The sequence below is a fragment of the Amycolatopsis lexingtonensis genome (assembly GCF_014873755.1).
Classification (GTDB): domain Bacteria; phylum Actinomycetota; class Actinomycetes; order Mycobacteriales; family Pseudonocardiaceae; genus Amycolatopsis; species Amycolatopsis lexingtonensis.
On the sequence record NZ_JADBEG010000001.1, the window covers coordinates 239,495 to 262,322 of the forward strand.

Genomic DNA, 22,828 nt, shown 5'->3' on the forward strand with positions numbered 1-22,828 from the left:
CCGGTCGCCGCAGCGGGGGTATCGCAAGTGTCTCGACGATTCGCTCGGCGGGCTTGACTACGTCACAGGTCGTTGTGAGGGCGATCTCCGAGAGTGGTAATGCGCTTTTAGAAGGCGCAGGAAGGCCGGTGGCTTCCGATGATGTTGACATGAACCCTCCACGCACTTACGGGGGAGGGGCTTTGGTGTGTTTCGGACCTGCACCTTGTCCAATTGTGCAGGATGAATAGATGACCGGCAACATAGGCCGTCTCGGCTCGGAGCAGACTGGAGGTGTCGAGTGTTCGAGCTGTGGAGTGCCCTAGATTGCAGGCGCTCACCGAAGCTGCCGTGCTCCTCGCCGTCGCGCTGCCCTGCCTCACGCAGAGCTGCTTAAGTGACCTTGTGTAGAGGCCTCACCACGCGGCCAGGTATACGTGGCTTGGAGCCGTGCCAGCTGTGTGCGGAAGCCTGATGAGGTGAATGCCGGACTCGGTAGTTCCGATGTGACGAGCGAGCAGGTTGAGGAGTGTCGCCGCTGTCGCGGCCAGGTCCGTGGCCGATCCGTGAAATGTGGGCACCGAGCATCCTCGCGTCGGAACCAATTCTTCGCCCGGAGCCGGGTCGCGCCAGAAGACCTCGTATTCCTGAAGATCATTCCGCTTTGCGACTTGCGCGCCGGCCGCGGTGTCGAGGTCGGTGAAGGTACGCGGTGAGCCAGGGGCGCGAACGATCATCAGCCCTCGTGTCGCGGAGGCGTTGTCGGTGGCGACCTGACAAATGAGCGGCTGACTCGTGTCCGTGACGCACCGGATCAGACTGTCGAGGAACGTCGCCACCGTGTTGGATACCGTCGCGTCGATGAGCACGTCGCAATCGGGGTGGGTGTGATCCATGCCGTAAGGGACGAGGCTGCTGTGCGGGGTCACGATGAGCTCGTCCGAGATGAGGCGAAGGCGGTCGGCGAGCTTTTGGGCTTTGTTGCCGCCAACGTCGTTCTCAACGTAGTTCTGGCGGACCAGTAGTCCGCCGGTGATGTCTCCGTTGTCGCGCAGGGTGATTCTCTTTGCGCCGGCGCGTGCGACGAACTCGGCGATCCAGCTGCCCAGGCCGCCGCAGCCCCAGATCTCGACGCTCAGATCCTGGAACGCGGCCATGGGGCGCGTGGAGTCCCTGCGGGTGACTACTTCCGGCCGTTCGTCGGAGATCATGCACCACTCCATTCGGTCGTCGCTGGGTATGCGGCTGATCAGGTCGGTGACGAGTGGTCCGTGCTTCCTGACTTCGCTTCTGAACTGATCGGCCAGGTGGGTTGGCACGCGACCTCCAATGAGGTGGTACCGACCGCCGTCGTCTCGCCGCTCGGGAGCGGCGATGATCAGGTACTGCGGAGTGCCCGGCTTGTTCCTGGCGGCGGTGTGGGCCAGCGCGGTGGCGACGGTGTCGGCATAAACGTGTGCGGTGCAGGCAATCGCATCGAGGACTTCCGACACGGTATGTCCGGCTCCGTACACGAGGTGGTTGTCCAACACAACGACCAGCGCCAGGTGATCGGCGCCGTGGAGGAGCTTCCAACCCGCTAGGTCCAGTCTGTCCTGCGTCCGCGCGGATAGGCCCGCGTGAAGCATCCTGCGGCCGATCGGATTGAAGCTCTGGCGCGCCACAATCATAGGAGTACCGGGCGTATGGTGCAGCACGCCACCGACCGGGTGGTACATGGCATCGTTGGCGTCGAACGCACCACCGGCGGCGTTGACGAACCAGTCCCACAGCCGATTGAGAAAGCCGCGTACCCCGATGTCCGGATGCCACTCACGGGTGGGGTCGAGGTAGACGCACAACCGTCGGCCCTCGAGCACGTGTGCGTGGCCAACGAACCGATCATGATCGACCCATACGTCTGGAGGAATGATGGGAAATCCCGGGCCGAACCTCATGATCAGCTCTTCGTGGTCGCGCGAGACCGGCATACCACCCGGCCGGGTCGTCAACTCGTTGACGGCCAAGCGGATGCGGACCCCCAGTGCGCCGTCCCCGGCGGGCGGATAGGTCTCTGCGATCTTGAGTAGGGACCGGTGCTCAGCCGCGACCTGGCGCAACTCTCGGAGGGCATCCTGCTGGCCCCGGGTGTAGGTAGTCCGATCTCCTTTCCGGCGACTCATGGCGCGGTCAGCCGGCGCGGCCCGAGCGTGTGCGTACGGCAGGAACCTCGCCGAACCGGCCGGTCGACTTGCCTGATGCGGCAGTCGTCACTGCCAGTCCGGCGGATGCGGTGCGCGCTGCCGCAATGACGTTCGGATTCTTGTTCTCGAGTCCCATGCGCTGCGCGGACTTCAGCAACAGTCCTTCATCGAAGGCGCCGCCGAGGCTGCCGATAACGCTGGCTGTGTCGCGTCGGGTTGATCGCGTGGCTTCGGTAAGAGTTTGGCGCAGGCTGCCCAGCCACGAGTGGAACTTCTCCCGTCGCTCGTTGGGCTCGTTCCACTTGTCGGCAAAGTTCTCGAGCCTGTGCGCTGGGTTAGGAACCCACCACTTGCCGTCGCGATTCTCGATGTGCGCCGGCATGTCATTCACCGCGTTGATGGCCGCCGTGAAGAGATCCTCTTCTCCTTGGTAGGCCCACGCGGCCAACGTGGTGATCAGAACCGAGGGCGGGCGGTCACCGATGTCCTTGGCGAAGTAGCGGTAGCAGTGCCACTTGAACACCTGCACCATCCGCTGCAGCGTGGACCTTTCCGTCCACATCGGTACCATCGCGACACCTGCGGCGCGGGCCTTGACCTGCAGTTTCCGGTGCAGCTCCTCCGAGCGTCCCTGGAACCAGTCGGAGTAGCCTTTGGGGTTGCTGTACTGCCAGAAGTGGCTGTTCGTGTCAGTGAGCCTGATACTGGTCGGCGGCCGCTCGTCGTCCGGAATTGCCGGGAGCACGTCTAGGTGAAAGCCCAGGTCGGGGTAGGTCAACGTCCATGCGCGGCGGCCTGCAACGCACAATGCCGGGCCGTCCCCATTGCCTTCTTCCGTCTTAAAGCCGTCGTAGGCTTGGAGCAGTTCCCCGACCTCGGTCTTCAGCTCATCTTTCGTGGTGTCGTCCTTCGAGACGTCCTTGTGACACACCAGGTCGATGTCGTACTCGGTGTTCGACGTGGGCGGCTTGATAACGGTCCCGATCCGGAAGGAACCTTGCGGATACACGGACCACTCCGCGCCGCCGCTGAGCACCAGGAAGTTGCCGACGTCCTCGTACCGCTCGACCGCAACGGAATGGAGTTTCGGCGGGATGTCGAGGATGTCAGCGGCGCCGGTGAAGAGTAGGGAGATCGTCTCCTCGACGGGAGGCGGCATGGCGATTGCTCCGTTCGGACAAAGGGATGAAGTGGGGACGCTCAGGACCCCGAAAGGTTCAGCTGGGACCGCGGCCGTCAGCTGATCGGGTGGTGATCGTGTACTGATATGTGCCGTCTCCGAGCCGGTCGAAGATCCGCAGCGGGGGATGAGCCGCATGCATCAGGTGTCTGCCGATGGACACCGCCGCCGTCGCGGGTACGGCCGGGAAGATCGAAATCTCGGACGCGCCAGGATGATCAGCCTCGATTGTGGACAACAGGTGGCGCCAGCACTGGGAAAAGTCGTCCAGGCATCGTTGGGTCTTGATTAGCTCCACGACGGGAAGCTCGACCGGCCGGAGCTCGTACACTGTGTACGCCTCGTCGATTTCCGCCGGGAGACGGTCGAAGTCGATCGACCCCGACACCGAGAACACGACGGCGACCTTCGCCATGACGGTGCCAGTGCATTTGGCCGTGTAGGTGAACTCCACCGGGTCCGCCGTGTCGTCCCAGCCCCAGGACTCCACACCGTCGCGGCGCTTCGGGTACAGCTCGGTCTTCACAGTCTCGTCGAGCATCGTGCCCAGGACCACTAGGATCGGGATCCGCGCGACGGCGAACACGGACACGCTGTCCACGGCCTCGCGGTGAACGTGGTTGCGCAGGGAAGCGAGCTGATGCTCCAGCTGCGCACGCGCCATGATCCAGAACTCGGGCGCGCTCTCCACCTCGCCAGGTAGTCGGCGGAGGTCGACCTCGAACTCGTCCGCGCCATTGAGCAGCGTCCAGTCTGGAAACTTATCCCTGGCCAGGAGCGCCTTGTTGATGCTCTGCCTGCTGACTTCGACGGCTTTGCCGTGCAAGGTGCTGACGACACGCAGCACCGTCGTCCGGTTGCTCTCACGGAGCCCGGTCAGGCTCTTGATTTGACGCTCGTGCGTGCGCTTGAGCCTGCGCAAGGTCTCGGTGTCGTAGATGTCCCACAGGCTCAGAGTGTCGACGACGTGGTGCTGGTCATAGCAGAGCAACATCAGGTTTTCGGGGGTGTTCCGCTGGTTCGGAGGTAGGTCGGCGTCACCGCGTGGAGAACCCGACGCGGTCGACCAGCCGACAATATGCGCTAGCTGGCCGACGGACACGTCCTGTCCGGTCCACTCCTCGGCCAGCAGGTAGCGGTTGCAGATTGTGCACCGACCGCCCGCGGCCGTCCACACATAGCGAGCAATGGCCTCGCTCACGGTGCGGGTCTCGCCGTGGGGGCCTACAACGCGCGTCGACGAGGAGCGCTTCCGGGGCCGGGCGGTCATCATGTCGGCCTCCAAGCGCTACTTGCCTTTACTGTCGGCACAAGTCTGCACGACACCACCGACAATTTCGGACGCGACCGGCCGGCTGCCCGATGGAACGAGGTCGGTATAGGTAACTGTGTAGGGCGGATGGCGTTGCGGGCGTGCGGCGATACGATGGCGGAGGTGTCGCTGACAGCCGAGTGAACAGCGGCCCGGCCTCGGCGAGGATCAGCACGTAGACGGTGATGACAGGCGCGATCCCCGCCCTCGCGGTACCGGCGGAGGCCGTGGAATCGTCCCTGGATCAGGGCGTGCCCGCGCGGAGGTGCCCACGCAGGGCGGCTACAGCCAGTACACGATGAACTGCGACATCGCGGTCGTCGACACCAGTGCGAACGGTCTCTGTGCCCAGGTGAAGGTCCTCGCCAACATCCGGACCCACCATCCCTCGTGTCCGGTTACCCTGCGATAGCTGGAAATAGTTGGTCAACTGTGTGTCCCCAGGCAGGATTCGAACCTGCAACACCGACCTGAGGAGGGTGGTCGGCGGCAGCGACTATGGCCTCTACCTGCAACTATGTCCTCATGAGTGTCGCTGCGCGCACCTGTAGCCCCGCTAGTTGACCCTGTTTCGCGTCACGTCTGACGTCACAGAAAAATCGGTCGAGGGCCCGTGCGTGTCGTGCTCGTCGCGCACGCGACGGGCACGAGTAAACGGCTACTTACTGGGACTTGGGGGTGTCGTCGTTCCCAACGTGTATCGGTTGCGGCTCGCCCAGGTTGCTGAGGTCGGCGGCGAGGTTGTTGGCGGAGAGGAGGGTGGGCCGGCCCGGTGAGTGCCACACACAGAAGCCGTCCGGCGATCACTCGCCGGACGGCCCGGGTTCAGGTGGGTCTCGGCCGGGTCTGTGCCACGATCGAGGCCAACGGCAGCAGGGCGAACTCGGGGACTCTGGCCCAGCCCGGATCAGTCCGCGTCAGCCAGTCGTCGGCGACGAGTACGCGGCAGCCGAGGTCGAGCAGGGCCTGCGTCTCCTGCTGTGCGTCGATACGGTATGGGCAATCTCGAGCGGCGTGCGCCGGAGCGTCCGTCAGCACAAGGACCGATTGCGGGCCGATGTCGGTGACGAGCTCCCGACAACGCCGCATCGCGTCTTCGAGAGCTTCTTCGATGTCCCAGCCGTTCCCCAGCGGCAGGTCCTCCGCAGCGTTGAGAGCATCGGCGAGGGCGGGAAACGGTCCGAGCGAACAGAGGAGGAAGGGTTCGTTACCGGCGTGGTCGGCGTAGGCGATGACACGAAATTCGTCGTAGGCAGCGTCGAGCACGCCGTCGAGCAGTGATTCCTGCGCCCGAAGGAGCCGGCCTGCCATGCTCTTCGTCCGATCCACGACAAGGACGAGGCCGGGGGGCGGTGCGTGCATGGTGCGGCCCGGCGGGGTGATCACTTCCCGGATGGTGTTCGAGAAAGCCTCGGGAACGTTGCCCGGCCGGAACTGCTCGGCGAGGCGGACTCGCGCCCACGCGTTGCCGTATTCGGAGTCGGGATCACTTTCCTGGCGGTAGTCGCAGTGGTTGACGACCCAGGTCACCTCCGGTCGCAGGCCCGTCGCATAGCGGTCGGCGACGCCCAGGGCGGTCGAAGAGCGGGTCTCACCAGGGTGGCTGCCGTGCGGCATCTTGATGCGGTCCTTGGCCTCGACGACGACCAGTTCCCGGCGGTGCGGCCGCGGGGTCGACACGGTGACGTCCGGTGTCAGCTCGCCGTCCGCAGTGCGGCACCGGGGCTCGTGCCACACGTCCAAGGTCAGGCGCGGCTCCCTTCGGTGCTTTAGGCGGCAGGCCGGTTCGTCCGCGGCTCCTTGCGACAGCACCCACACCCCGTCTGGTCCGGGAGCACCGACCAGGTGCGGCACCCAGCCACCTTGTTCGCAAACGTCGATGGTGGTGCAGAGCACCCATACCTCGTAGAGCAGGTCCCTCTGGCGCCAAAGCGGGAGATTGAGGAATTCTTCGAAGGACTCCAGGAATTCAGTTACGTCAGCGGTTCCGGTCGGGCGGAAGACCTCCGAAGCCAGCCAGTCGGCTGCTTCGCGGGCCGCGTCGGCCAGCGTGGCAAGCCAGGCGGTGAGAGCAGCCGGATCGGCGAACTCAGGCTCGAGCTGTTGACGAGAGCGGGGTCTCGACCGGCCGCGGTGCCATTGCGCGACGAAGCCGGCCAGGGCACCCACCGCCGTCCCATGACGATTTGTTGCCTCCAGGGCAACCGGCTGCAAGTCATAATCGAGGCCCAGGTCGAGGCGGCTTTCGACGTCCGTGACCGAGGCCGGCTCCGCTTCGGTGGTGATCACCCGCGAGGTCCGGTAGCGCTCGACCTCCAATTCGACCCGTCGGGCAACGTCGTCCGGCCGATCGGTGAGGAACAGTTCGTTGGTAAGGTTGGGGGTGTCCGTCGGCAGGAGATCGATGTGGGCAAGGTGGATTCGGACGACCCACCGGGCGACCGAGACCAGCCGTTCCCCGGCCGCGGTGGCGGCTGCCAGGGCATCGGCAGCGCTTTCCCAGCCCGCTGGGGCGAGGGCAGGTTCAAGGTGGGCGTCGTCACCGGCCATGCGAGAGGCGACCTCGGGCCGGATCCAGGCAAGTGCTAGCAGACCATCCAGGAGCCGGATTCCGCTACTCGAACTGATCGGCCAGCTTCCGTAGAAGGCACCGTTGTCGACCACGGTGAACGATCGCAGCGCATCGTGGTCGATGCGGCCGATTTCGAAAGTCGTGAGGCGTTGCTCAAGTTTTCGTATCCGCTCGATGAACTCCGGGCTGATGACCAGTTGTTGCTCGTCCACGTCGGCTCGCTGGAGCCGGAAGGTTTCATTCGTCCCGCTGGTCGTCGCGGAATAGCGAGTCAGGTAACGGTAGATCTCGTCGATCATGGCGACGAAGCGGCCACCGCAGCGCATGACTTCGTTGAGCAGAGCGCCCGCTGTAGGTGCGGCGTCGGCCAACTGTTCCGCGGCCGCCTTCCGGAGAAAAGCGGCCCGGTTGGGCGTTTGCCGTGGGACCCTGCGGTCCAGGGCGGCGAACGTCATCCCGAACGCCGAGAACAGGTCGTCAATAACGTCCCGTTCGTTCTTGCCGGTGCCTAATTCCAGAGCCTCGACGACTAAAATGGCCAATTCTTCGCGAATCTGTTCGTCGCTCATGGAGCGATGATAGCCTTGTTTTTGTCCTCGGTACCGGTGAGTGCAGCTGGAGGGCCGCATGGTGGCGGATGAAGGGGCGTACGTCGCGCGCCGCGGACTCGACGTCCCAGCGGAGGCGGCGTGGCAGGTGCTGAGCACCCGAGTTGGAATGCGACGCTGGCTCGCTGATCCGTCCCATCCAGGCATGGAAGTCGGTGCGCCTTTTCCCCGCAAAGGGAGTGTGTCGGGGCGAATCGAGGGTGTCGGGCCGGGTGCCGTCTTCCAGGTATGTTTCCCCGGAGGTGAACGGGCCTCTCTGGCAATCCGAGCCGACCGCAAAGGCAGCGAACTCGTCGTGACCGCTCAGGGTGGCGACGGCGCCGCGGCCGAGGGGTGGTCCGCCGTCCTGACCGGAGCCGAATACCTGATCGACGAGGTGCGCAAGCGTCGCCGTGCGAGACAGGCCGTTGTGGTCGTCCACGGGATCGGGAGCCAGCGACCGATGGCGACCCTCAGGCGGTTCACGGACGCGCTAGTCAGCCCCGGTGAGATGTGGAGCAAACCGGACCGGGTTTCCCGGTCGTACGAACTGCGGCGACATCAGTTGCGGCGCACGCACCATCGACCTCGCACGGACATCTTCGAGCTCTACTGGGCGGACAAGGTTCCCGGGACGAAGCTTAGGCACATTACCGCGTGGCTCCGTTCGTTGATGCTGCGCCGGCCGGCCGACATCAGCCGTCGGCTGCGCCCGGTTTTCTACCTCTCCTACGGTGTGCTCCTCACGTTGGTGATCGCCGCTGTGCTGCTGGTCATCGCTGTGGGTGTCGACGGGGTGAGCCGGCTTTTTTCCGATGTGGCGGGTCTCGCGAAGATCGGCTGGGTCGGCCTTCTGTTGTCGGTCGGCGGCGCCGCGGTGAACGCGGTGATCATCTCGACTCTCGGTGACGCGGCCCGGTATTTCGACGACGCACCTGACAACATCGCCGTCCGTCAGTCCATCCGCGACAGTGGGATGTCGTTGCTGCGCAGGCTGCACACGGAAGGGAGGTACGATCGGATCGTCATCGTGGGACATTCCTTGGGCAGTGTGATCGGCTATGACCTGATCTGCCGGTACTGGCTGGAGGTGCACCGGTCCCACGGTCGGCCGCTGGTTGTCCGGCAAGCTGCTCGGAAGGAGTTCACCGGTTGGCTCGGCAAACCGATCGCCACGCAGGGCGAGTCGGACGGCTACCGGAAGGCGCAACGTGATCTCTGGTGCGAGTACCGCCGGTTGGGTCAACCTTGGCTCATCACGGATCTAGTCACCGTGGGCAGTCCGTTGACCTATGCGGATACGTTGATGGCCCGGTCGCCGTATGAGCTACGTACTCGAATCGCCCAGTTCGAACTGCCGGTGTGCCCGCCTCGGTGCGCTGGCGACGAGCTCACCATGGACGAGAAGTACCTCGTGGACGGGCACGTGCGGTCGATCAAGGTGCTGACATCCGGAGCGCCATTCGCGGTGGTGCGCTGGACGAACCTGTACTTTCCGGCGCGATGGCTGGTCTTCGGGGATCCGATCGGTGGTCCGCTGGCGTCGGTTCTGGGCTGCGGGATCAAGGACGTCTCGGTGACGACGTCACCCTGGGTCCGCCGCCGGACACCGTTGGCGCACACGGCCTATTGGCGCCGACCGGCAGGCGACGAGAAGGCCGGGGCCACGCGAGCACTGCTCGAAGCGATCGGTCTGGATTCGGGCCGATGGCTCGATGAGCACGTGAACCGGATGCCGTGGGAGTACTCAGTCGCAGAGGAGACCGGTCCGTGATGTCAGGCGTAGTGACAGTCGTGATCCGGAGAGCGGCAATCAGGCCGGGGCGTCTAGAGCAATTAGCGTGCAGGGCCGCGAACTCCGTGAGCCAGTGCGTGACCAGCAGTGCCGGCCGACCTTTCGCCGTCTCCACGACGTCGGCCACCAACGCCGACGAAGGGAACGGGCATCGCGCCGTGCTGCGGTGCAAGAGGTGGCTGCGTACCTTGCTGACGAGGACGCGGATGACTAGAACTTCACCGACGCCGCCGTCCGTGGGACGTGGTGATGGCAGCGTGGAGCCTGGCCGCGCTGGCGGCATCAGCTGTCACGGCCCTGGGGGAGGCAACGGGTCGTACGCCATTCGAGGCGTTGCGCTCGATCGATGGCGGTAACGTCGACGAGGATTCACGCCGACTACAGCGATCACGAGCATGCCGACTGATCGCGCCGTTGTCCCTCAACTGCGACAGTGAGCATCCGTACGTCGCTTCGGCCATCCGCTTCTCGGCGTGAGCGGACGTTCGCCGCGCTGCTTGCCTGGCTGGCCGTGGGGCCTGGAGGGGACGGCTTGGTGCCGCGTAATGACTCTTATGCGCTACTGCTGAAAGCGGTCCAGGTCAGACCGGACTGGTAGTGGGTACCATTGTGGTATTGAGGAGTCGGTGCTGGCGTAGTGCGGTCATCGTAGGCGCCCTCGACCCGGGCAGTTTCGAACTTGGGACACCTACTTTAGGAGAGTGGGTGACGGTGCCGACTAAGGCCTCTACCAGCAACTATAGCCTCAGGGTTGTGTCGCATGACGCCACAATTCACACGGCTGAACACGGTTTCGGGTCACGAAATGGGTCACGCGAGGGACGCCCTAAGTGTGTTGTAGAGCACAGAGTGCGAGGGCGTGTCGGTGTCAGTACGTGATCGGTTTGGGCGCCGGGACCGTGGAGCTTCTCCCGGTCTGGTCCTGGGCCCCGGTGATGCGCGACGCGATGGTCGGATAAGGGCCGGTAGGCCGTTCCCCAGCCGATGCATCGGCCATGCTCAGCCACGGGAGGAGGTCTTGGTCGCCCTCGTGCTTGCCGACACCGTGCTTGTACGGCCGGTGCGTCGGCTCCGGGACGGAGACCTCGCGGTCGAGGCGGGCGATGAGGAATGCGCGCTTGCGGATCTGGGGTACGCCGTACTGCTCGGCGGAGGTCTTGCCGGTCGCGACGTGATAGCCCTCGCGCCGGAAGATCTCAGCTCTGCGGCGGCTGGAAGTTGCGGGTGACGGTTGAAGGTCGGCCGGGGTCTGCCCGTCGCCGGCGCTTGAGACCGCGGCGGTCGCGCGAGCCGGCGGCTCAGATCCAGCCGCGGTCGCGCGCCAGCTTGGCCGCCAGGTGCCGGTTGCTGGTTCCGGTCTTGGCGATGGCCCTGGACAGGTAGTTGCGCACCGTGCCGGGCGACAGCGCCATCGACGAAGCCATCTCGGCCACGCTCGCAAAGCGCAGCGTTGCGGTGAGCACGTGCGCCTCCCGAGGGGTGAGCGGACTGCGCTCGTGAACCAGCGCGAGCACGGACAAATCGTGGTCGAGGGCAGGTTCCCCGCGCATGACGGAAACGATGGCGTCACGCAGTTGTTCGACCGTGACCGACTTTTGCAGGAACCCGGCCGCTCCGGCGTCGAGCGCCCGGCGCAGTTGCGCCGCATCACCCTGCGCGGTGAGCACTATCGCCTTGACGTCCGGATGGGTCCGCGTGACGTGCCGGATCACCTCGATCCCGTCGGCGAAGGCCGGGGTGGGCGACAGCACCCGGTCCACGAGCAGCACGTCCGGGCGCAGCCTGGCGGTCTCGGTCACCGCTTCGGCGCAGGTGGCCACCGACCCGACGATGTGGAGTTCGGGCTGCAGGCCGAGAAGCATGGTGAACGCATCCCGGACGAGCGCGTCGTCTTCCGCCAAGAGGATCCGGACGCTCATGCCGGCAGCCGCACAGTCAGTGTGGTGCCCGAACGGCGAGAGCCGAAGTCGAGGGAGCCACCCGCGGACTCGACCCTGCGGCGCAACCCCGTCAGTCCCGCGCCTTCGGAAGGGACGGAGCCGCCGGTACCGTTATCCTCGATGCGCACCTCATGGTGGCTCGCTGTGTTCGCGAACCGTATCTGGCAGAGGTGCGCACCGACGGAGTGCTTCACCACGTTGGTGAGCCCCTCACGGACCACCCACCGCAGCACCTCGACGCCGGCTGGCGGCTGGCCGAGCAGCACCATCTCGATCCCCCTGGCGTGCAGCAGCCCCGCTCCCGCACGCAGTTCGTCGTGGATGTCGGCGCGCTGGTCGCCGTTGATCACCTCACGAACTCCGCGCAGGGCGTCGCGTGCGTCGGCGGACGCAGCAGCCAGTGCCGAGCGCACGTCCCCGTCCGCCTCGGCCGGCAGCCGGGCGGCAGCGACGTCGCAGTTCAGCGCGATGCGCACCAGGTCGTGGCTGAGGCTATCGTGCAGTTCGGCGGCCAACCGCAGCCGCTCTGCGTCGCCGGCGAGCCGTCGTACGTCGTCCTGGGCCGTATGCAGGTCGACGTAGACGCGGAGCACGCCGATCACTCCGGTCAGGACGACCGCGAACCCGGCGAGCATCAGCGCGAATTCACCCGTCCTGGGCAGGTCGTGCCCCTGCACCCGGGCAGCGACGAACACGCCGGCGAACACGGCGGCGGCGGCCGCCGGCCTGGCCGGACCACGCAACGAGAGCAGCAGTCCGGACAGCAGGAAGAACGGAGCGGTGTACAGCCACCTGTCGGTCAGCACCGGGGTCAGCGCGATCGATCCGATCACCACGCCGCCGAGGGCCACCGGGGCCGCGGCCCGCTGTGGCGGCGGGATGGAGACCCAGCAGACGCTCGCGGTGCACGCCGCGACCACCAGCGCCAGCGGCACTCCGACCAGAGTCCGCGGAGACGACCAGCCCAAGGAGGTGATCGCCCCGATCACCGGGTCCGCCACGGTCGCGGTGGACAGCACGGCGGCCAGCCTTGCGGCGGCCAGCCACCGCAACGGCCGGTCTCCGTTCCCCGCGCTCCCCACACCGGAAACGATACGCAGCGCAGGAGGAGGTAGTACAGGTCAGCAAGGTGACAAGGCGTGGTCACCTGCGTAGATGGGGTCTCGTTCAGGGCACCGGCACCCCCGCGACCGACGGGAGGACCTGTTCGCAGAACCGGACCACGCTGCCGCGTGCGGTGACCGGGTCCACCGCGCCGAAGTCCACCTGCCACAGGAAGCCGTCGACGTCGAGCACCTCGGCGATCGCGTGTACCCGGTCCACCACCTCCGCGGGGTCGCCGACAACGGCGCTGCCGGTAGTCCGGAACCGCTCCGGGGTCATCGCCCGGATGGCGCGTTCCATCCCGGTGTACCCCCGGTAGTCGGTGGAAACGGTCGTGCCCCACGCCGCCGCCGATGCTGCCCACACGGCGAGGTAGTGGCGCAACAGCGGATCCGCGACTTCGCGGGCACGAGCCGTCGTATCAGCCACGAAGAGCGGAAGGCTGGCCAGCACCCGAGGCCGGTGGTCGTGCCCGGCGGCCAGGTGGCTCTCCCGGTAGACCGCGATGTGGTCGGCCATCTCCTCGAGCGGAGTCAGCGCCGGGGTGACCAGCAGGCCGAAGCCCCGTTCGCCGGCCCAGGCGAAGCTCGACCGCGACCGGACCGCCGCTATCCACACCGGTGGGTGCGGTCGCTGTACCGGCCGTGGCAGGGTCGTGGCGTCGCGGAAGGCGAAGTGCGGGGTGGCGGCGCTGACCCCCTCTCGGGTCCACAGCTCGCACACGGCGGTGACGGTGTCGACGAAGCGGTTGCGGCTGCCGTCCATGGGCACGCCGAAGGTCTCGAACTCGTAGGGCAGGTAGGCGCGGGCGAAACCGACGTCGAGCCGGCCGCCGCTCATCGCGTCGACCATCGCCGTCTCCGAGGCCAGCTGGACTGGGTGGTGGAAGACGGGCAGCAGGCAGCCGGTCAGCAGCCGGATCCGGTCCGTGCGGGCGGCGACCGCCGAAAGGAAGGCCAGCGGGCTCGGGCAGTACCCACCGTAGTGACGCAGGTAGTGCTCGGTGATCTTGACGTGGCTCAGCCCGGCCTGGTCGCCCAGGGCGCTGAGCTCCAGGAGCATCCGGAAGTAGTCCGGGGCGGGCAGGTCCGTTTCCCGAGCGTCCGGCAGGTACGACAGCCCGTGTTGCATGGCACACCTCCGCGAGCGGTCAGAGGACCGCGAAGAAGAAAAACACGACATGAGCGACCACCAGCGGCGCGACCGCCGGGACCGCCCAGAACACCAATCCGTGCACGATCCCCATGACGACGCCCCCGACGACCGGGAACAGTGCTGCCTGCCAGGAGGACATGAAGAAGGCCTGCATCACCACGAACAGGGCGATGGAGGTGCTCAGGGCGACGGCGGGCCCGGCGTCGCGCAGCCAGGTCAGCGCAATCGCCCGGAACACCGTCTCCTCGGAGGCCACCTGGGTGCCGGTGAGCAGGACGGCCACCGGCAACGGCAGCACCTTGAGCGTGACCAGGTGGTGGCGGATCCACCCGCCACGGGAACGGCCGAGCCATGAGCGCAGCCCGGTGCCCTGCTCGTCCTCGGTGCTCCCGAGGTGTGCTCCGGTCCGCGCCGGGAGCCTGGCGGCTAGGGACACTTCGATGACCGCCCGGCAGAGCAGCGACCCGAGCGCCAGCTCTCCGACGCCCAACAGGGCGCCGAGAGCCAGCAGGTCCGGCCGATCGGCTCCGGAGAGGACGACACCCGGGCCGACCCCGGTCACCAGGACCAGTAGCACGACCAGCAGCACATGGCTGAGGCCGGCGGCGGCCAACTCCAGCACGGCGGTCCGCTGCGCGACGTCCAGTTTCCCGGCCTTCGCCCGTGTCCGCTTGGCCAGGGTGCCCGCTGCCTTGAACAGCGCGGTCTTGCCCAGCCAGTAGTAGCCGATGACCACCGCGACGAGCACGAGGACCCGGACCGCCACCGGAGTCACGCCGCCCACCTCCCCTGGCCGGCGGGGGTCACCCGCGGTGTGGCGCGGTGGTAGCGCCAGACGGAGACGTTGAACAGGACGTGGGCAACGACGGCGGGGAGCACCGTCCCGGTCGCCAGGACCGCGATCGTCGTCAGTGCGGCCAAAGGCAGCTTCGCCAGCACCTGTCCCCACCCGAAGAACACGTGAGACACCGCGAACGCCAGCTGTGCTCCCAGAACGCACAGCACCACGAGGAACGTCCCCGTGGCTTGCCGGCCGAGCGCCACCAGCACCCCGCGGAACATCAGCTCTTCTACGACCGCGACAGCCACCAGCAGCCACAGCTGCACCCGCAGGTCCGACGCGGTGGGGGCGAAGTCGTTGCGAGCCTCGATGAGGCCGGTGCGACGAGTGCGGGCGGCGGCCGAACCGGCCGCGATCCCGGCCGGGCGAGCCTTGGCCGAGCGCAGCTCCAGCGACCGCCGTTCCCGGACCGTGTGTTCGGACCGCACGCCCCACCAGGCCGTGATCCGCCGATCCACCGGCACGATCAGCAGACCCAGCCCGGGGCCGAGCACCGCCCCGAGCGCCAACCGCCACCAGGACAGGCCGGCCGGCGCGAGGATCGACGGTCCGGTCAGGGCCAACCCGCCGAGCACCACCACCGACCCGGCCGTGCAGTGCAGTCCCAGCATCGGGAACCGGCGCAGAGCCGGCCAGCGGGTGTGCACGTGTGCGGCCAGGGTGACGCCCGCACTCCCGAGCACCACGACCGTCGCCAGCAGGAGAACGCGGGTGTCGGCCGGGATCGGCAGGCCGTCAGGGGAAGGGATGCGGGTCATGGCGGGCGAAGCCCCTGTAGGCGGCGAACCGCGGGTGCGCCGCGGCCGGGGCGCTCGGCAGCGGCAGGGTGAGCAGGTCCGGACTCCAGAACCGGCTCACCACGAACCCGAGGCAGGCGATGTCCGTCGTGGTGAGGTCCGCGGCGAACAGGCGCTTGCCGGTCGCGTGGAACGCACTTACCAGAGCCCGGGCTTGTTCGCCGGGGGACGCCTCGGCGTCCGGCGGCAAGTCGCCGGGAGCGGCTTCGTCGGAGTCGCCGTACCGGGCTTCGACGGCCTCCGAGCCGCGCGGGGTGGCGGCCAGGACGACATTGCTTTCGAGATCGAAGATCCCGTCCTCGGCCGCCGCCCGGCCGTCCACGCCATCCCGCACCGCCGCCCAGGTGGCGAGCGCGCGCACTCCCGCCGCCTCCAGGAAAGCCTTGTACATGGCCGGCTCCAGCGCTCCGTCCACACCGAGGCCGACGACGACGGCCGGTAGCCGTCGCTCGGGTTCGCGGAGCAGGCAGGCGATGGTGAACCCGGGCAGGTCCGGGCTGGGCAGCAGGTGGAATTCCGGCTGACCGCCCAGCGGGTGGCAATGCCTGCCGACCAGCCGCCACAGCGCCGCCGTGCGGGTGTCGCGACGCAGCCGCACCGAACGGGTGCGGCCGTACCAGTGGCCGATCGCCGCGTCGATCTGCGCCATCTCCTGTAGTGAGCCCAGCGCCGCCCGGTCGGGGTCGGTGTGGGCGGCGGTTCCAGTGGTGACCGCCGGCTGCAGCCACCGCTCGCCTTCGACGTCACGCACGACGTAGCCGACAGTGGTGAGCTGGGCGGGCACCCACGTGTCCGCCCCGGTGCGCAGATCCACCATCCGCGACCAGCCGAGCGGCGAACTCCGGTCGGCGGGGGAGAAGGGGAACGCACCCGACGCGAACTGCTCCGCGGTGTAGAGGCGGTGGGTTTCGACCGGGAAGTGCGGTTCGCCGCCGAGGTCGGCTGCGGTGCAGAAGCGCACCGGGTGGCGGCCGCTCACCGGCGCGACGAATCCGGCGTAGCGCTCGCAGACTTCGCCCAAGGTGCGGATGTACGACTCGAAGGGCCGGACTCCGTACCCGCCGATGTGGTAGCTGCCCAGTTGGGGTTTGGGCTGGTCACGCAGGACGTGCACGCCGGTCAGGTCGCCACCGGAGACGATCATCCGCGGCGCCAGCGGAGCACGGGCCAGGAATCCGAGCTGGGGCATCAGCCCGCACAGGGGGGAGTGCATCCGGGCGCGCAGCCGGGCGGTCTGCGCGTCGGGCGGCTCGACCAGCCGCAGCCCGGACTCGGTGCGCGTCTCAGGCATCGACCCACCGCCGCACGTCGAAGTACAGCTCCGTGCCGTCGCGCTCCGGCACGGCGCCGCAGGACGGGCAGCCGGGCAGGCGCAGCACTTCGGAGTAGGCCACCTCCATCGAGGGCAGGTAGATCCCGAGCACCTTGCCGACGGTGCTGGTCGATCCGGTGACTGCGAAGTTCACCGCCTCCAGTGCGGTGTGGCTCGCCACCAGCGAGGTCAGCACACCGAGGCCTTCGGCCGCGGTCCCGGTGACCTCCTGCGCCTTGGCCAGTGCCTGCTTGTACCGCTGGTAGCTGGCCGCTTCGCGCAGGTTCATCACCACGCGGGTCTCGAAGCAGGTGAAGCAGGCCGAACTGTCCGGGACGAAGGTTGGGCCGACCAGGAGTAGCGGACCGTCCACCGCGGACTGCAGCCACGGCGTGCCCAGCGCCAGTGCGAGCCGGTTGAGCACCGCGAGCCGCAGGGGGTGCACCGCTTCGGTGGCGTGGACCACCATGGAACCGCGCCAGTCCTCGAACCGCTCGACCAGCCGCTCGAAGGCAAGCCCGTCCTCCAGAACCTCCAGTGAGACCCGGTCGAGCAGCTCCAGCTGTTCGGTGTGCGCGCCCGGCCCGGTGATGGACAGCTGTTCGTGCCCGCCCAGCAGGGTGGTGACCTGACCGGCCACGGATGTGTCACCGAGCACCCGCACCTCGCGGAAGGCGGGAGCCTCGACCGTCGTTCCCACCGTGCGTTCCAGGTAGGCGTCGAGCGCGGTCGAGGGGCGGCGTTCGAGCACGGAGAGCTGGTCGAGGTGGTCGATGAGCGCCTCCAGCTCGGTGCGCGTGACTCCGGCTTCCTTGGCCAGCTCCGCGCGCTCGCGGGTGCCGTCGAGACCACGGACCAGCGTGGCCAGTCGGCCCCCGCCGCTGTGGTCGACCAAGGTGAAGGACTGCGGGTTCCACACCCCGGAGCGCAGCTCCACGGTGTTGGCGTCGTGCGGGATCACTGAAAACGTCGGCTTGATCCGGACGGTGCGACTATTGCGACGGCCGAACACGGCTTTCCTCCTTGCTCTGGTTCAGCCCATGAGGGCCGCGGCGGTGGCGGACAGCTGGGCCCGGCCCTGTTTGGGTGCGTTGAGGTACTGCAGATCGATGAAGGCGTCCGCGATCTCGGTGCTGGGGAGCCGGATCCCGCGCTCGTCACGGACGACGGTGGTGACGGACTCGAAGAACTCCAGCAGCGAGCGGCACGCCGGTTCGGCCATGATCTCGTCGAAGTCCCGGCCGGTGCGTGCCTGCCACCGGGCCCGTTCGGCGCCCTCGAAAGTGGTCAGCGACTGGTAGAGCAAGCGCGGGGCGATCGCCGCGGAGGACAGCTCGTAGTCCTCTTCGAACGACAGTGGATCCCGGTTGTAGTCCAGCAGTCTGCCCCGTGCGTGTGACAGGTAGCGGCCGCCGACCACGGACGTGGCTCCGGATCCGAAGCCGGCCCAGTCCGAGCGCAGCTGGAAGTAGGTCAGGTCGGAGAAGCACTGCCGGGAGCCGAAGTGGCTCATGGCGTATTCCGGGAACCCGGCGCCGACCAGCAGTTCGGCTCCGGCGGCGTAGCCGCGGCGCTGCTCGTCCCGATCGATGGTGCGCCCGCCGCGCCCGAGCTGGCGGCGCATCACGGTGCCGTGCGCGGGCCGATACGGGTAGAGCGCGACGTGGGTGATCGGCAGGTCCAGCGCGGCCCGCACCGACTCGGCCACCTCGTGCGCGGACTGCCCGGGGAAGCCGCAGATCAGGTCGATGCTGATGTCGTCGAACCCGGCCTCCGCCGCCCAGCGGACCGCAGTGCGGGCCTGGCCGGCGTCGTGGCTGCGGCCCAGGGTGCGTAGGCGCGCCGGGTCGAACGACTGCACCCCGCTGGAGAGGCGGGTGAAGCCGGCATCGCGGAAGGCCGCCAGCTTGGCCGGGCTCAGAGAGTCCGGACTGCACTCGATGGTGGATTCCTGGAGATCGCGGAACGTGAAGACCTCGCGCAGCGCCGCCCCGAGCCGGGCGATCTCGTCGGTGGTGAGGATGCTCGCGGTGCCACCGCCCCAGTACTGGATCGAAGGGGTGTAGCCCTGTTCGCCCAGCGCGCCACCGCGCTCGGCGATCTCCCAGCACAACGCGTCGAGGTGGCGGATGCGCGGCTGGTCGGTCTCGCGCAGCAGCAGCTCCGAGGTGGGCACCTCGGTCACCCAGTCGCAGAAGTGGCACTTCGACCGGCAGAACGGGATGTGCAGGTAGACCAGCAGGTCCGCGTGGGCGCTCATTCCGGCCGCCCTACTATCACCGAGTGGACGGCGGCGCGCATCGTGCCGTCCACGCCGAGGGCCGTGTGCAGCGGGTCGTCGAGGAAGCTGGCGCAGTCGCTCGACCCCAGCCCCAATGCGGTGACGGCGAGGTGCATGTTCTGGGCGATCGCGCCGGCTTCGTGCAGGGCGAACCGCAACCCGCGCGGCCCGTACTTGCGCATGCTGCGCCACGGGGTGGCCACCATGACCACCAGCGCGGCGGCGGTGTCGAGGCCGATGGCGGTGCCCGGGTGGTCGAACGCCTCCAGCACTCGGTCCATTTGCCCTCGGTCACCCTCGCGGACGAGCAGGTCGCGCACCGGCTGGTAGCGGTAGAGGCCGGCGGGCAGCCCGGTCACGTCGAGCGCGGCGACGTGCAGGGCGATCGGGTACAGCCCGCCGCCGCTGGGGGCGGTGCGGAACCGGAAGGTTTCATGCCCGCCACGCAGCAGCTCGACGTCCGCCTCGGCGGTGACCCCGTCGGCGATGCGCAGCAGGGTGCCCAGCTCGGCCAGCGACACGGGGTCGCCGCTGAACCCGCGGACGCTGCGCCGCCGCAGTGCGGCTTCGTCGAGCTGCATCGTGACCGGTAGCCGCTCGGGCAGATCCACGGTGCGGCCCGGCGGTACCGGGTCGTCGTCGAGCTGGGCCAGCACGGTGACCATCATGTCGCCGAAGTAGTCCGAAGTGGACAGTTGACCGTCCCGGTCGTGCGCCCGCAACCTGCTTGCCAGCAGGAACTCCTCGGCGATGCGTTGGGCGGTCGCGTTCTGGTCGACGCCGAGGTTGTCGAAGCGCAGCTGGTGGGTGCGCACGCCCACGGCGCGCAGGTCCGGCGTGACCGGCCGGTAGGCGTTGAGGCCCAGGCTCACCTGGGCGAAGCCGGTTTCGTGTTCGGTCATGGTCATCTCTCGAACAGCTGTGTCGTGGCGGGGATCCGGCGGCCGAGCGCGATCTGCTGGTCCCTGAGCTGATCGGCTGTCACCGGCCGGGCGTATTCGCCGAGCGCGAAGGTCGCGTGCGCCCACCGGTTGAACTCCACCACCCCGAGCCGGTTGCCCTCCGGGTCGTTCAGGCTGGCCCCGCGGCCCATGCTGTCTCCCGCTTCGCCCCGGTAGAACGGGCTGTCGCGGAACTGGTCGCGGAACTCCTCGCGGATCCGGTGGGGCAGCGGAAGGTCGTAGGGACCGGCCACGACGGTGCCCCCGGCGGCCTTCCAGTCCTCGAGCGCCCGGTCGAGGTCCTCGACGTGGAACATGACGGTGACGCCCTCGCCCGGAAAATGCCTTTTGTTCACCGTGAGCAGGATTCCATCGCTCGAAACCGGTGCGTGGAATGACACCTCATAGGACAGCGAACGAGCCATCGTGAGTCCGAGGAATTGTTCGTAGAATTTGATGCCCGTGTCGACGTCGTCGACCGGGACGTTTATGATCACAGGTTTGGGAATCATGGATTTCACCCCTTGGGAGCGCCGGCGCCTGGTCTGCTCGCGCGGGCGTGCTCGGATAGAATCGGCGCCGCGGCCGCTGTCCGGGCGGGTGCTCTCCGCCCGGACAGCGACCGCGTCACCTCAGACCGGTCAGGCGACCGGTCGCACCACCGCGCCGCAGGACGACGACGTGCAGCCTGCGCAGCAGGAGGATGCACCCGGCACCACGACGCCGAACGCGCTCGCGTCGGCCGAGGCCACCAGGCCCGGCTGGAGTGCGGAGCTTCTGTGCTCCACGACCGCCACGCTCTCGATCTTCATGGTTGATCAGCCTTCCTTTCCGGTATGTCGAAATTGCGAAATTGATCGCGTGCAAGAGCGGATATCAGGTTGCGGGTTGGAATTTTTCTGACCCCCATGTCATGCTTTTGACTGCATGGCGCCGAAGTTCGCCCGTGAACGCCCTAGAAGCATCTTCGCGTCCGAAGTCGGGGTCAATACTCCACGCAGCTGAAGATTTGTCCGAGGTCACGGCCCCAATGGTGACAAGTGTCATCGTATCTTGGTGACACGCCCGCACTATCGGATGGAATCCGCTGTTCCTAGGCTGGACGTCGTCATCGGAGAACCCACTGGGGCGAAGGTGGAGCAGCTGATGTCCTACTCCGGCGCGGCCCTGCGCGTACGCGACATCCACGTGACCTACGATCGCGGCCGTGTCACCGCGCTGCGGGGCGTGAACCTGGACGTGCGGCACGGCGAACGGGTCGCCCTGCTCGGCCCCAACGGGGCGGGCAAGTCGACGCTCACCCACGTGATGCTGGGCCTGCTGGCTCCCACCGCGGGTGAGGTGCAGGTGCTCGGAAAGCGGCCGCGCGCAGCCGTCGACGCCGGGGAGATCGGTGCGATGCTGCAGGAAACCGGGCTGATGCGCGAAATCCGGGTCGGTGAACTGGTCAAGCTCGTCACCGGCCTCTACGGCGGGCAGCGCAAGCCCGCCGACGTGCTCGCCGAGGTCGGGCTCGAGGACCTGCCCAAGCGCTCGGTGTCCGCGCTGTCCGGGGGGCAGCGCCAGCGCCTTAAGCTGGCCTTGGCGCTGGCGGGCGACCCGAAGTTTCTGTTCCTCGACGAGCCGACCGTCGCACTCGACGTCGAGGCCCGCCGCCGCTTCTGGTCGGTGTTGGCCACGCGCGCCGGGATCGGCATCACAGTCCTGTTCACCACGCACTACCTTGAAGAGGCCGAACAGAACGCCGACCGGGTCGTGGTCCTGCGCGAGGGACTGGTTGTCGCCGACGGCACCGTCAACGCCGTCCGGTCCACAATGGCCGGTCAGCGGATCACGTTCCACGCGAACCCGGTTCCCGACCAGGAAGTGCTGGAGGGCCTGCCCGGCGTCCGGACCGCGGAGGTGCACGACGACAAGGTCGTGCTCAACTCCACGAACAGTGATGCCACCCTTCCCGCGCTCTACCAGGCCATCGCCGACGTCCGTGATCTCTCGGTCACCGCCGCCTCGCTGGAGGATGCGCTGGTCGAGCTGTTCCAGAAGGAGTCCTGACGTGCTGCGCTACGCCCGAACAGATGCGCTGTGCTTGGTCCGCAGCGTTTATTTCCTGGTGTTTTCGGTGGTGTTTTCGGCGGCGTTCTACCTGATGTTCACCGTGGTCGTCCGCGACGCCCTTTCCAGCAGTCCCGGTTTCGCGCGCGACTACATGCTCGCCATGTCGGTCTCCGGTGCTTTCTTCGGCGCGCTCAACGGCGCCGGCATCCGGCTGGGCATGGAACGCGGCGACGGGTGGAGCAGGCAGGTGCTGCTCACCCCGCTCACCAGCCGGTCCTACCTGGCCGCCAAGGCGATCACCGCGTGGCTGCTCACGCTGCCCGCAATGGCTTGCGTGTTCCTCATCGGCGCCATGGTCAACGACGTCTCGCTGGCACCCGTTCGCTGGCTGGCCGCCGCCGGCACGCTCTGGCTGGCCAGCTTGGTCTTCGTCGCCGCCGGGCTCGTCGTCGGCCTGCTGGCGGCCGGCGAGAAGGCACAGTTCCTGGCGCTCGCCGTGTTCTTCCCCTTGGCGATGCTCGGTGGCCTCTGGTTCCCGATCGACTCGTTCCCCGGCGTGCTGAAGGCCATCGCCGACTACCTGCCCACCCGGGCGATCTACCAGCTGGTCGAGCTGGCCTCCGGGGCCGTCTCCGGCTCGCCGGCCACCCCCCTCCTGGTCCTGGCCCTCTGGCTGGCGGCGCTCTCGGCACTGGCGTTGTCCCGCTCCCGCCCGGCGACGCTGCTGGCCGTTGGCTGACCCGTCGTGCGGTGGTCGGCGGCCTGACCTGGTCAGGCGAGGCTAGCCCTGAGGG

Annotated in this window: 19 protein-coding genes; 5 read left to right on the forward strand and 14 right to left on the reverse strand. The window is 67.7% G+C overall.

Annotated elements, in window-relative coordinates; all coding sequences use genetic code 11:
• Positions 1-395: 395 nt before the first annotated feature.
• The 4 genes from H4696_RS01160 to H4696_RS01175 form a co-directional block, all read right to left on the reverse strand.
• Entirely contained in the window at positions 396-2,078 is a 1,683-nt protein-coding gene (locus H4696_RS01160) for a ThiF family adenylyltransferase (RefSeq protein ID WP_211299690.1), read from the reverse strand.
• A gap of 70 nt (positions 2,079-2,148) precedes the next feature.
• Complete coding sequence (locus H4696_RS01165) at positions 2,149-3,321, reverse strand: nucleotidyltransferase domain-containing protein (protein WP_086860600.1); 1,173 nt, start codon at positions 3,319-3,321, stop codon at positions 2,149-2,151.
• A 58-nt stretch (positions 3,322-3,379) separates the two neighbouring features.
• On the reverse strand, positions 3,380-4,543 hold the full coding sequence (locus H4696_RS01170; protein WP_158104312.1) for an SAVED domain-containing protein: 1,164 nt from the start codon (positions 4,541-4,543) through the stop codon (positions 3,380-3,382).
• A 936-nt stretch (positions 4,544-5,479) separates the two neighbouring features.
• Positions 5,480-7,795: a vWA domain-containing protein gene (locus H4696_RS01175; protein ID WP_086860604.1), complete on the reverse strand. Its 2,316-nt coding sequence runs from the start codon at positions 7,793-7,795 to the stop codon at positions 5,480-5,482.
• A gap of 184 nt (positions 7,796-7,979) precedes the next feature.
• Between H4696_RS01175 and H4696_RS01180 the strand changes: the two genes are divergently transcribed.
• Together H4696_RS01180 and H4696_RS01185 are read left to right on the forward strand one after the other, a co-directional pair.
• Positions 7,980-9,587 (forward strand): lipase family protein, encoded by a 1,608-nt coding sequence (locus tag H4696_RS01180; protein WP_143265099.1) that lies wholly within the window; start codon positions 7,980-7,982, stop codon positions 9,585-9,587.
• A 1,039-nt stretch (positions 9,588-10,626) separates the two neighbouring features.
• Positions 10,627-10,836 (forward strand): hypothetical protein, encoded by a 210-nt coding sequence (locus H4696_RS01185; RefSeq protein WP_158104313.1) that lies wholly within the window; start codon positions 10,627-10,629, stop codon positions 10,834-10,836.
• Between the two features lie 70 nt (positions 10,837-10,906).
• Here the strand turns inward: H4696_RS01185 and H4696_RS01190 are convergent, their stop codons facing one another.
• The 10 genes from H4696_RS01190 to H4696_RS01235 all read right to left on the reverse strand — a co-directional run bounded on the left by H4696_RS01190 (position 10,907) and on the right by H4696_RS01235 (position 20,491).
• Entirely contained in the window at positions 10,907-11,527 is a 621-nt protein-coding gene (locus tag H4696_RS01190) for a response regulator transcription factor (RefSeq protein WP_086860608.1), read from the reverse strand.
• Complete coding sequence (locus H4696_RS01195; RefSeq protein WP_086860609.1) at positions 11,524-12,600, reverse strand: sensor histidine kinase; 1,077 nt, start codon at positions 12,598-12,600, stop codon at positions 11,524-11,526. The genes H4696_RS01190 and H4696_RS01195 overlap by 4 nt, the downstream gene beginning before the upstream one ends.
• 115 nt (positions 12,601-12,715) lie before the next feature.
• Entirely contained in the window at positions 12,716-13,783 is a 1,068-nt protein-coding gene (locus tag H4696_RS01200; RefSeq protein ID WP_158104314.1) for an LLM class flavin-dependent oxidoreductase, read from the reverse strand.
• A gap of 19 nt (positions 13,784-13,802) precedes the next feature.
• Positions 13,803-14,582, reverse strand: coding sequence for a CPBP family glutamic-type intramembrane protease (locus tag H4696_RS01205; RefSeq protein ID WP_143265101.1), 780 nt, complete (start codon positions 14,580-14,582; stop codon positions 13,803-13,805).
• Positions 14,579-15,406, reverse strand: a complete 828-nt coding sequence (locus tag H4696_RS01210; protein ID WP_086860615.1) for a CPBP family intramembrane glutamic endopeptidase — start codon at positions 15,404-15,406, stop codon at positions 14,579-14,581. Before H4696_RS01210 ends, H4696_RS01205 begins: the two co-directional genes overlap by 4 nt.
• The gene (locus H4696_RS01215; protein ID WP_086860617.1) at positions 15,384-16,736 is read right to left on the reverse strand and encodes a YcaO-like family protein; all 1,353 of its coding nucleotides are present in this window, start codon (positions 16,734-16,736) and stop codon (positions 15,384-15,386) included. The genes H4696_RS01210 and H4696_RS01215 overlap by 23 nt, the downstream gene beginning before the upstream one ends.
• On the reverse strand, positions 16,729-17,769 hold the full coding sequence (locus tag H4696_RS51075) for a TOMM precursor leader peptide-binding protein (RefSeq protein WP_143265102.1): 1,041 nt from the start codon (positions 17,767-17,769) through the stop codon (positions 16,729-16,731). Before H4696_RS51075 ends, H4696_RS01215 begins: the two co-directional genes overlap by 8 nt.
• A 21-nt stretch (positions 17,770-17,790) precedes the next feature.
• Positions 17,791-19,017 carry a coproporphyrinogen-III oxidase family protein gene (locus tag H4696_RS01225; RefSeq protein WP_086860620.1) on the reverse strand — a complete coding sequence of 409 codons (1,227 nt, stop codon included), beginning with the start codon at positions 19,015-19,017 and terminating at the stop codon, positions 17,791-17,793.
• Positions 19,014-19,940 carry a SagB/ThcOx family dehydrogenase gene (locus H4696_RS01230; protein ID WP_158104315.1) on the reverse strand — a complete coding sequence of 309 codons (927 nt, stop codon included), beginning with the start codon at positions 19,938-19,940 and terminating at the stop codon, positions 19,014-19,016. Before H4696_RS01230 ends, H4696_RS01225 begins: the two co-directional genes overlap by 4 nt.
• 2 nt (positions 19,941-19,942) lie before the next feature.
• Positions 19,943-20,491 (reverse strand): VOC family protein, encoded by a 549-nt coding sequence (locus H4696_RS01235; RefSeq protein ID WP_225956102.1) that lies wholly within the window; start codon positions 20,489-20,491, stop codon positions 19,943-19,945.
• On the opposite strand from H4696_RS01235, the gene H4696_RS01240 reads away from it, so the two are divergent.
• The 3 genes from H4696_RS01240 (at position 20,490) to H4696_RS01250 (ending at position 22,773) form a co-directional block, all read left to right on the forward strand.
• Positions 20,490-20,882, forward strand: a complete 393-nt coding sequence (locus tag H4696_RS01240) for a hypothetical protein (protein WP_143265104.1) — start codon at positions 20,490-20,492, stop codon at positions 20,880-20,882. The two genes, H4696_RS01235 and H4696_RS01240, sit on opposite strands and share 2 nt — an antisense overlap.
• A 243-nt stretch (positions 20,883-21,125) precedes the next feature.
• Entirely contained in the window at positions 21,126-22,031 is a 906-nt protein-coding gene (locus tag H4696_RS01245) for an ABC transporter ATP-binding protein (protein WP_086860640.1), read from the forward strand.
• A gap of 1 nt (position 22,032) precedes the next feature.
• On the forward strand, positions 22,033-22,773 hold the full coding sequence (locus tag H4696_RS01250; protein WP_158104316.1) for an ABC transporter permease: 741 nt from the start codon (positions 22,033-22,035) through the stop codon (positions 22,771-22,773).
• Positions 22,774-22,828: the final 55 nt, after the last annotated feature.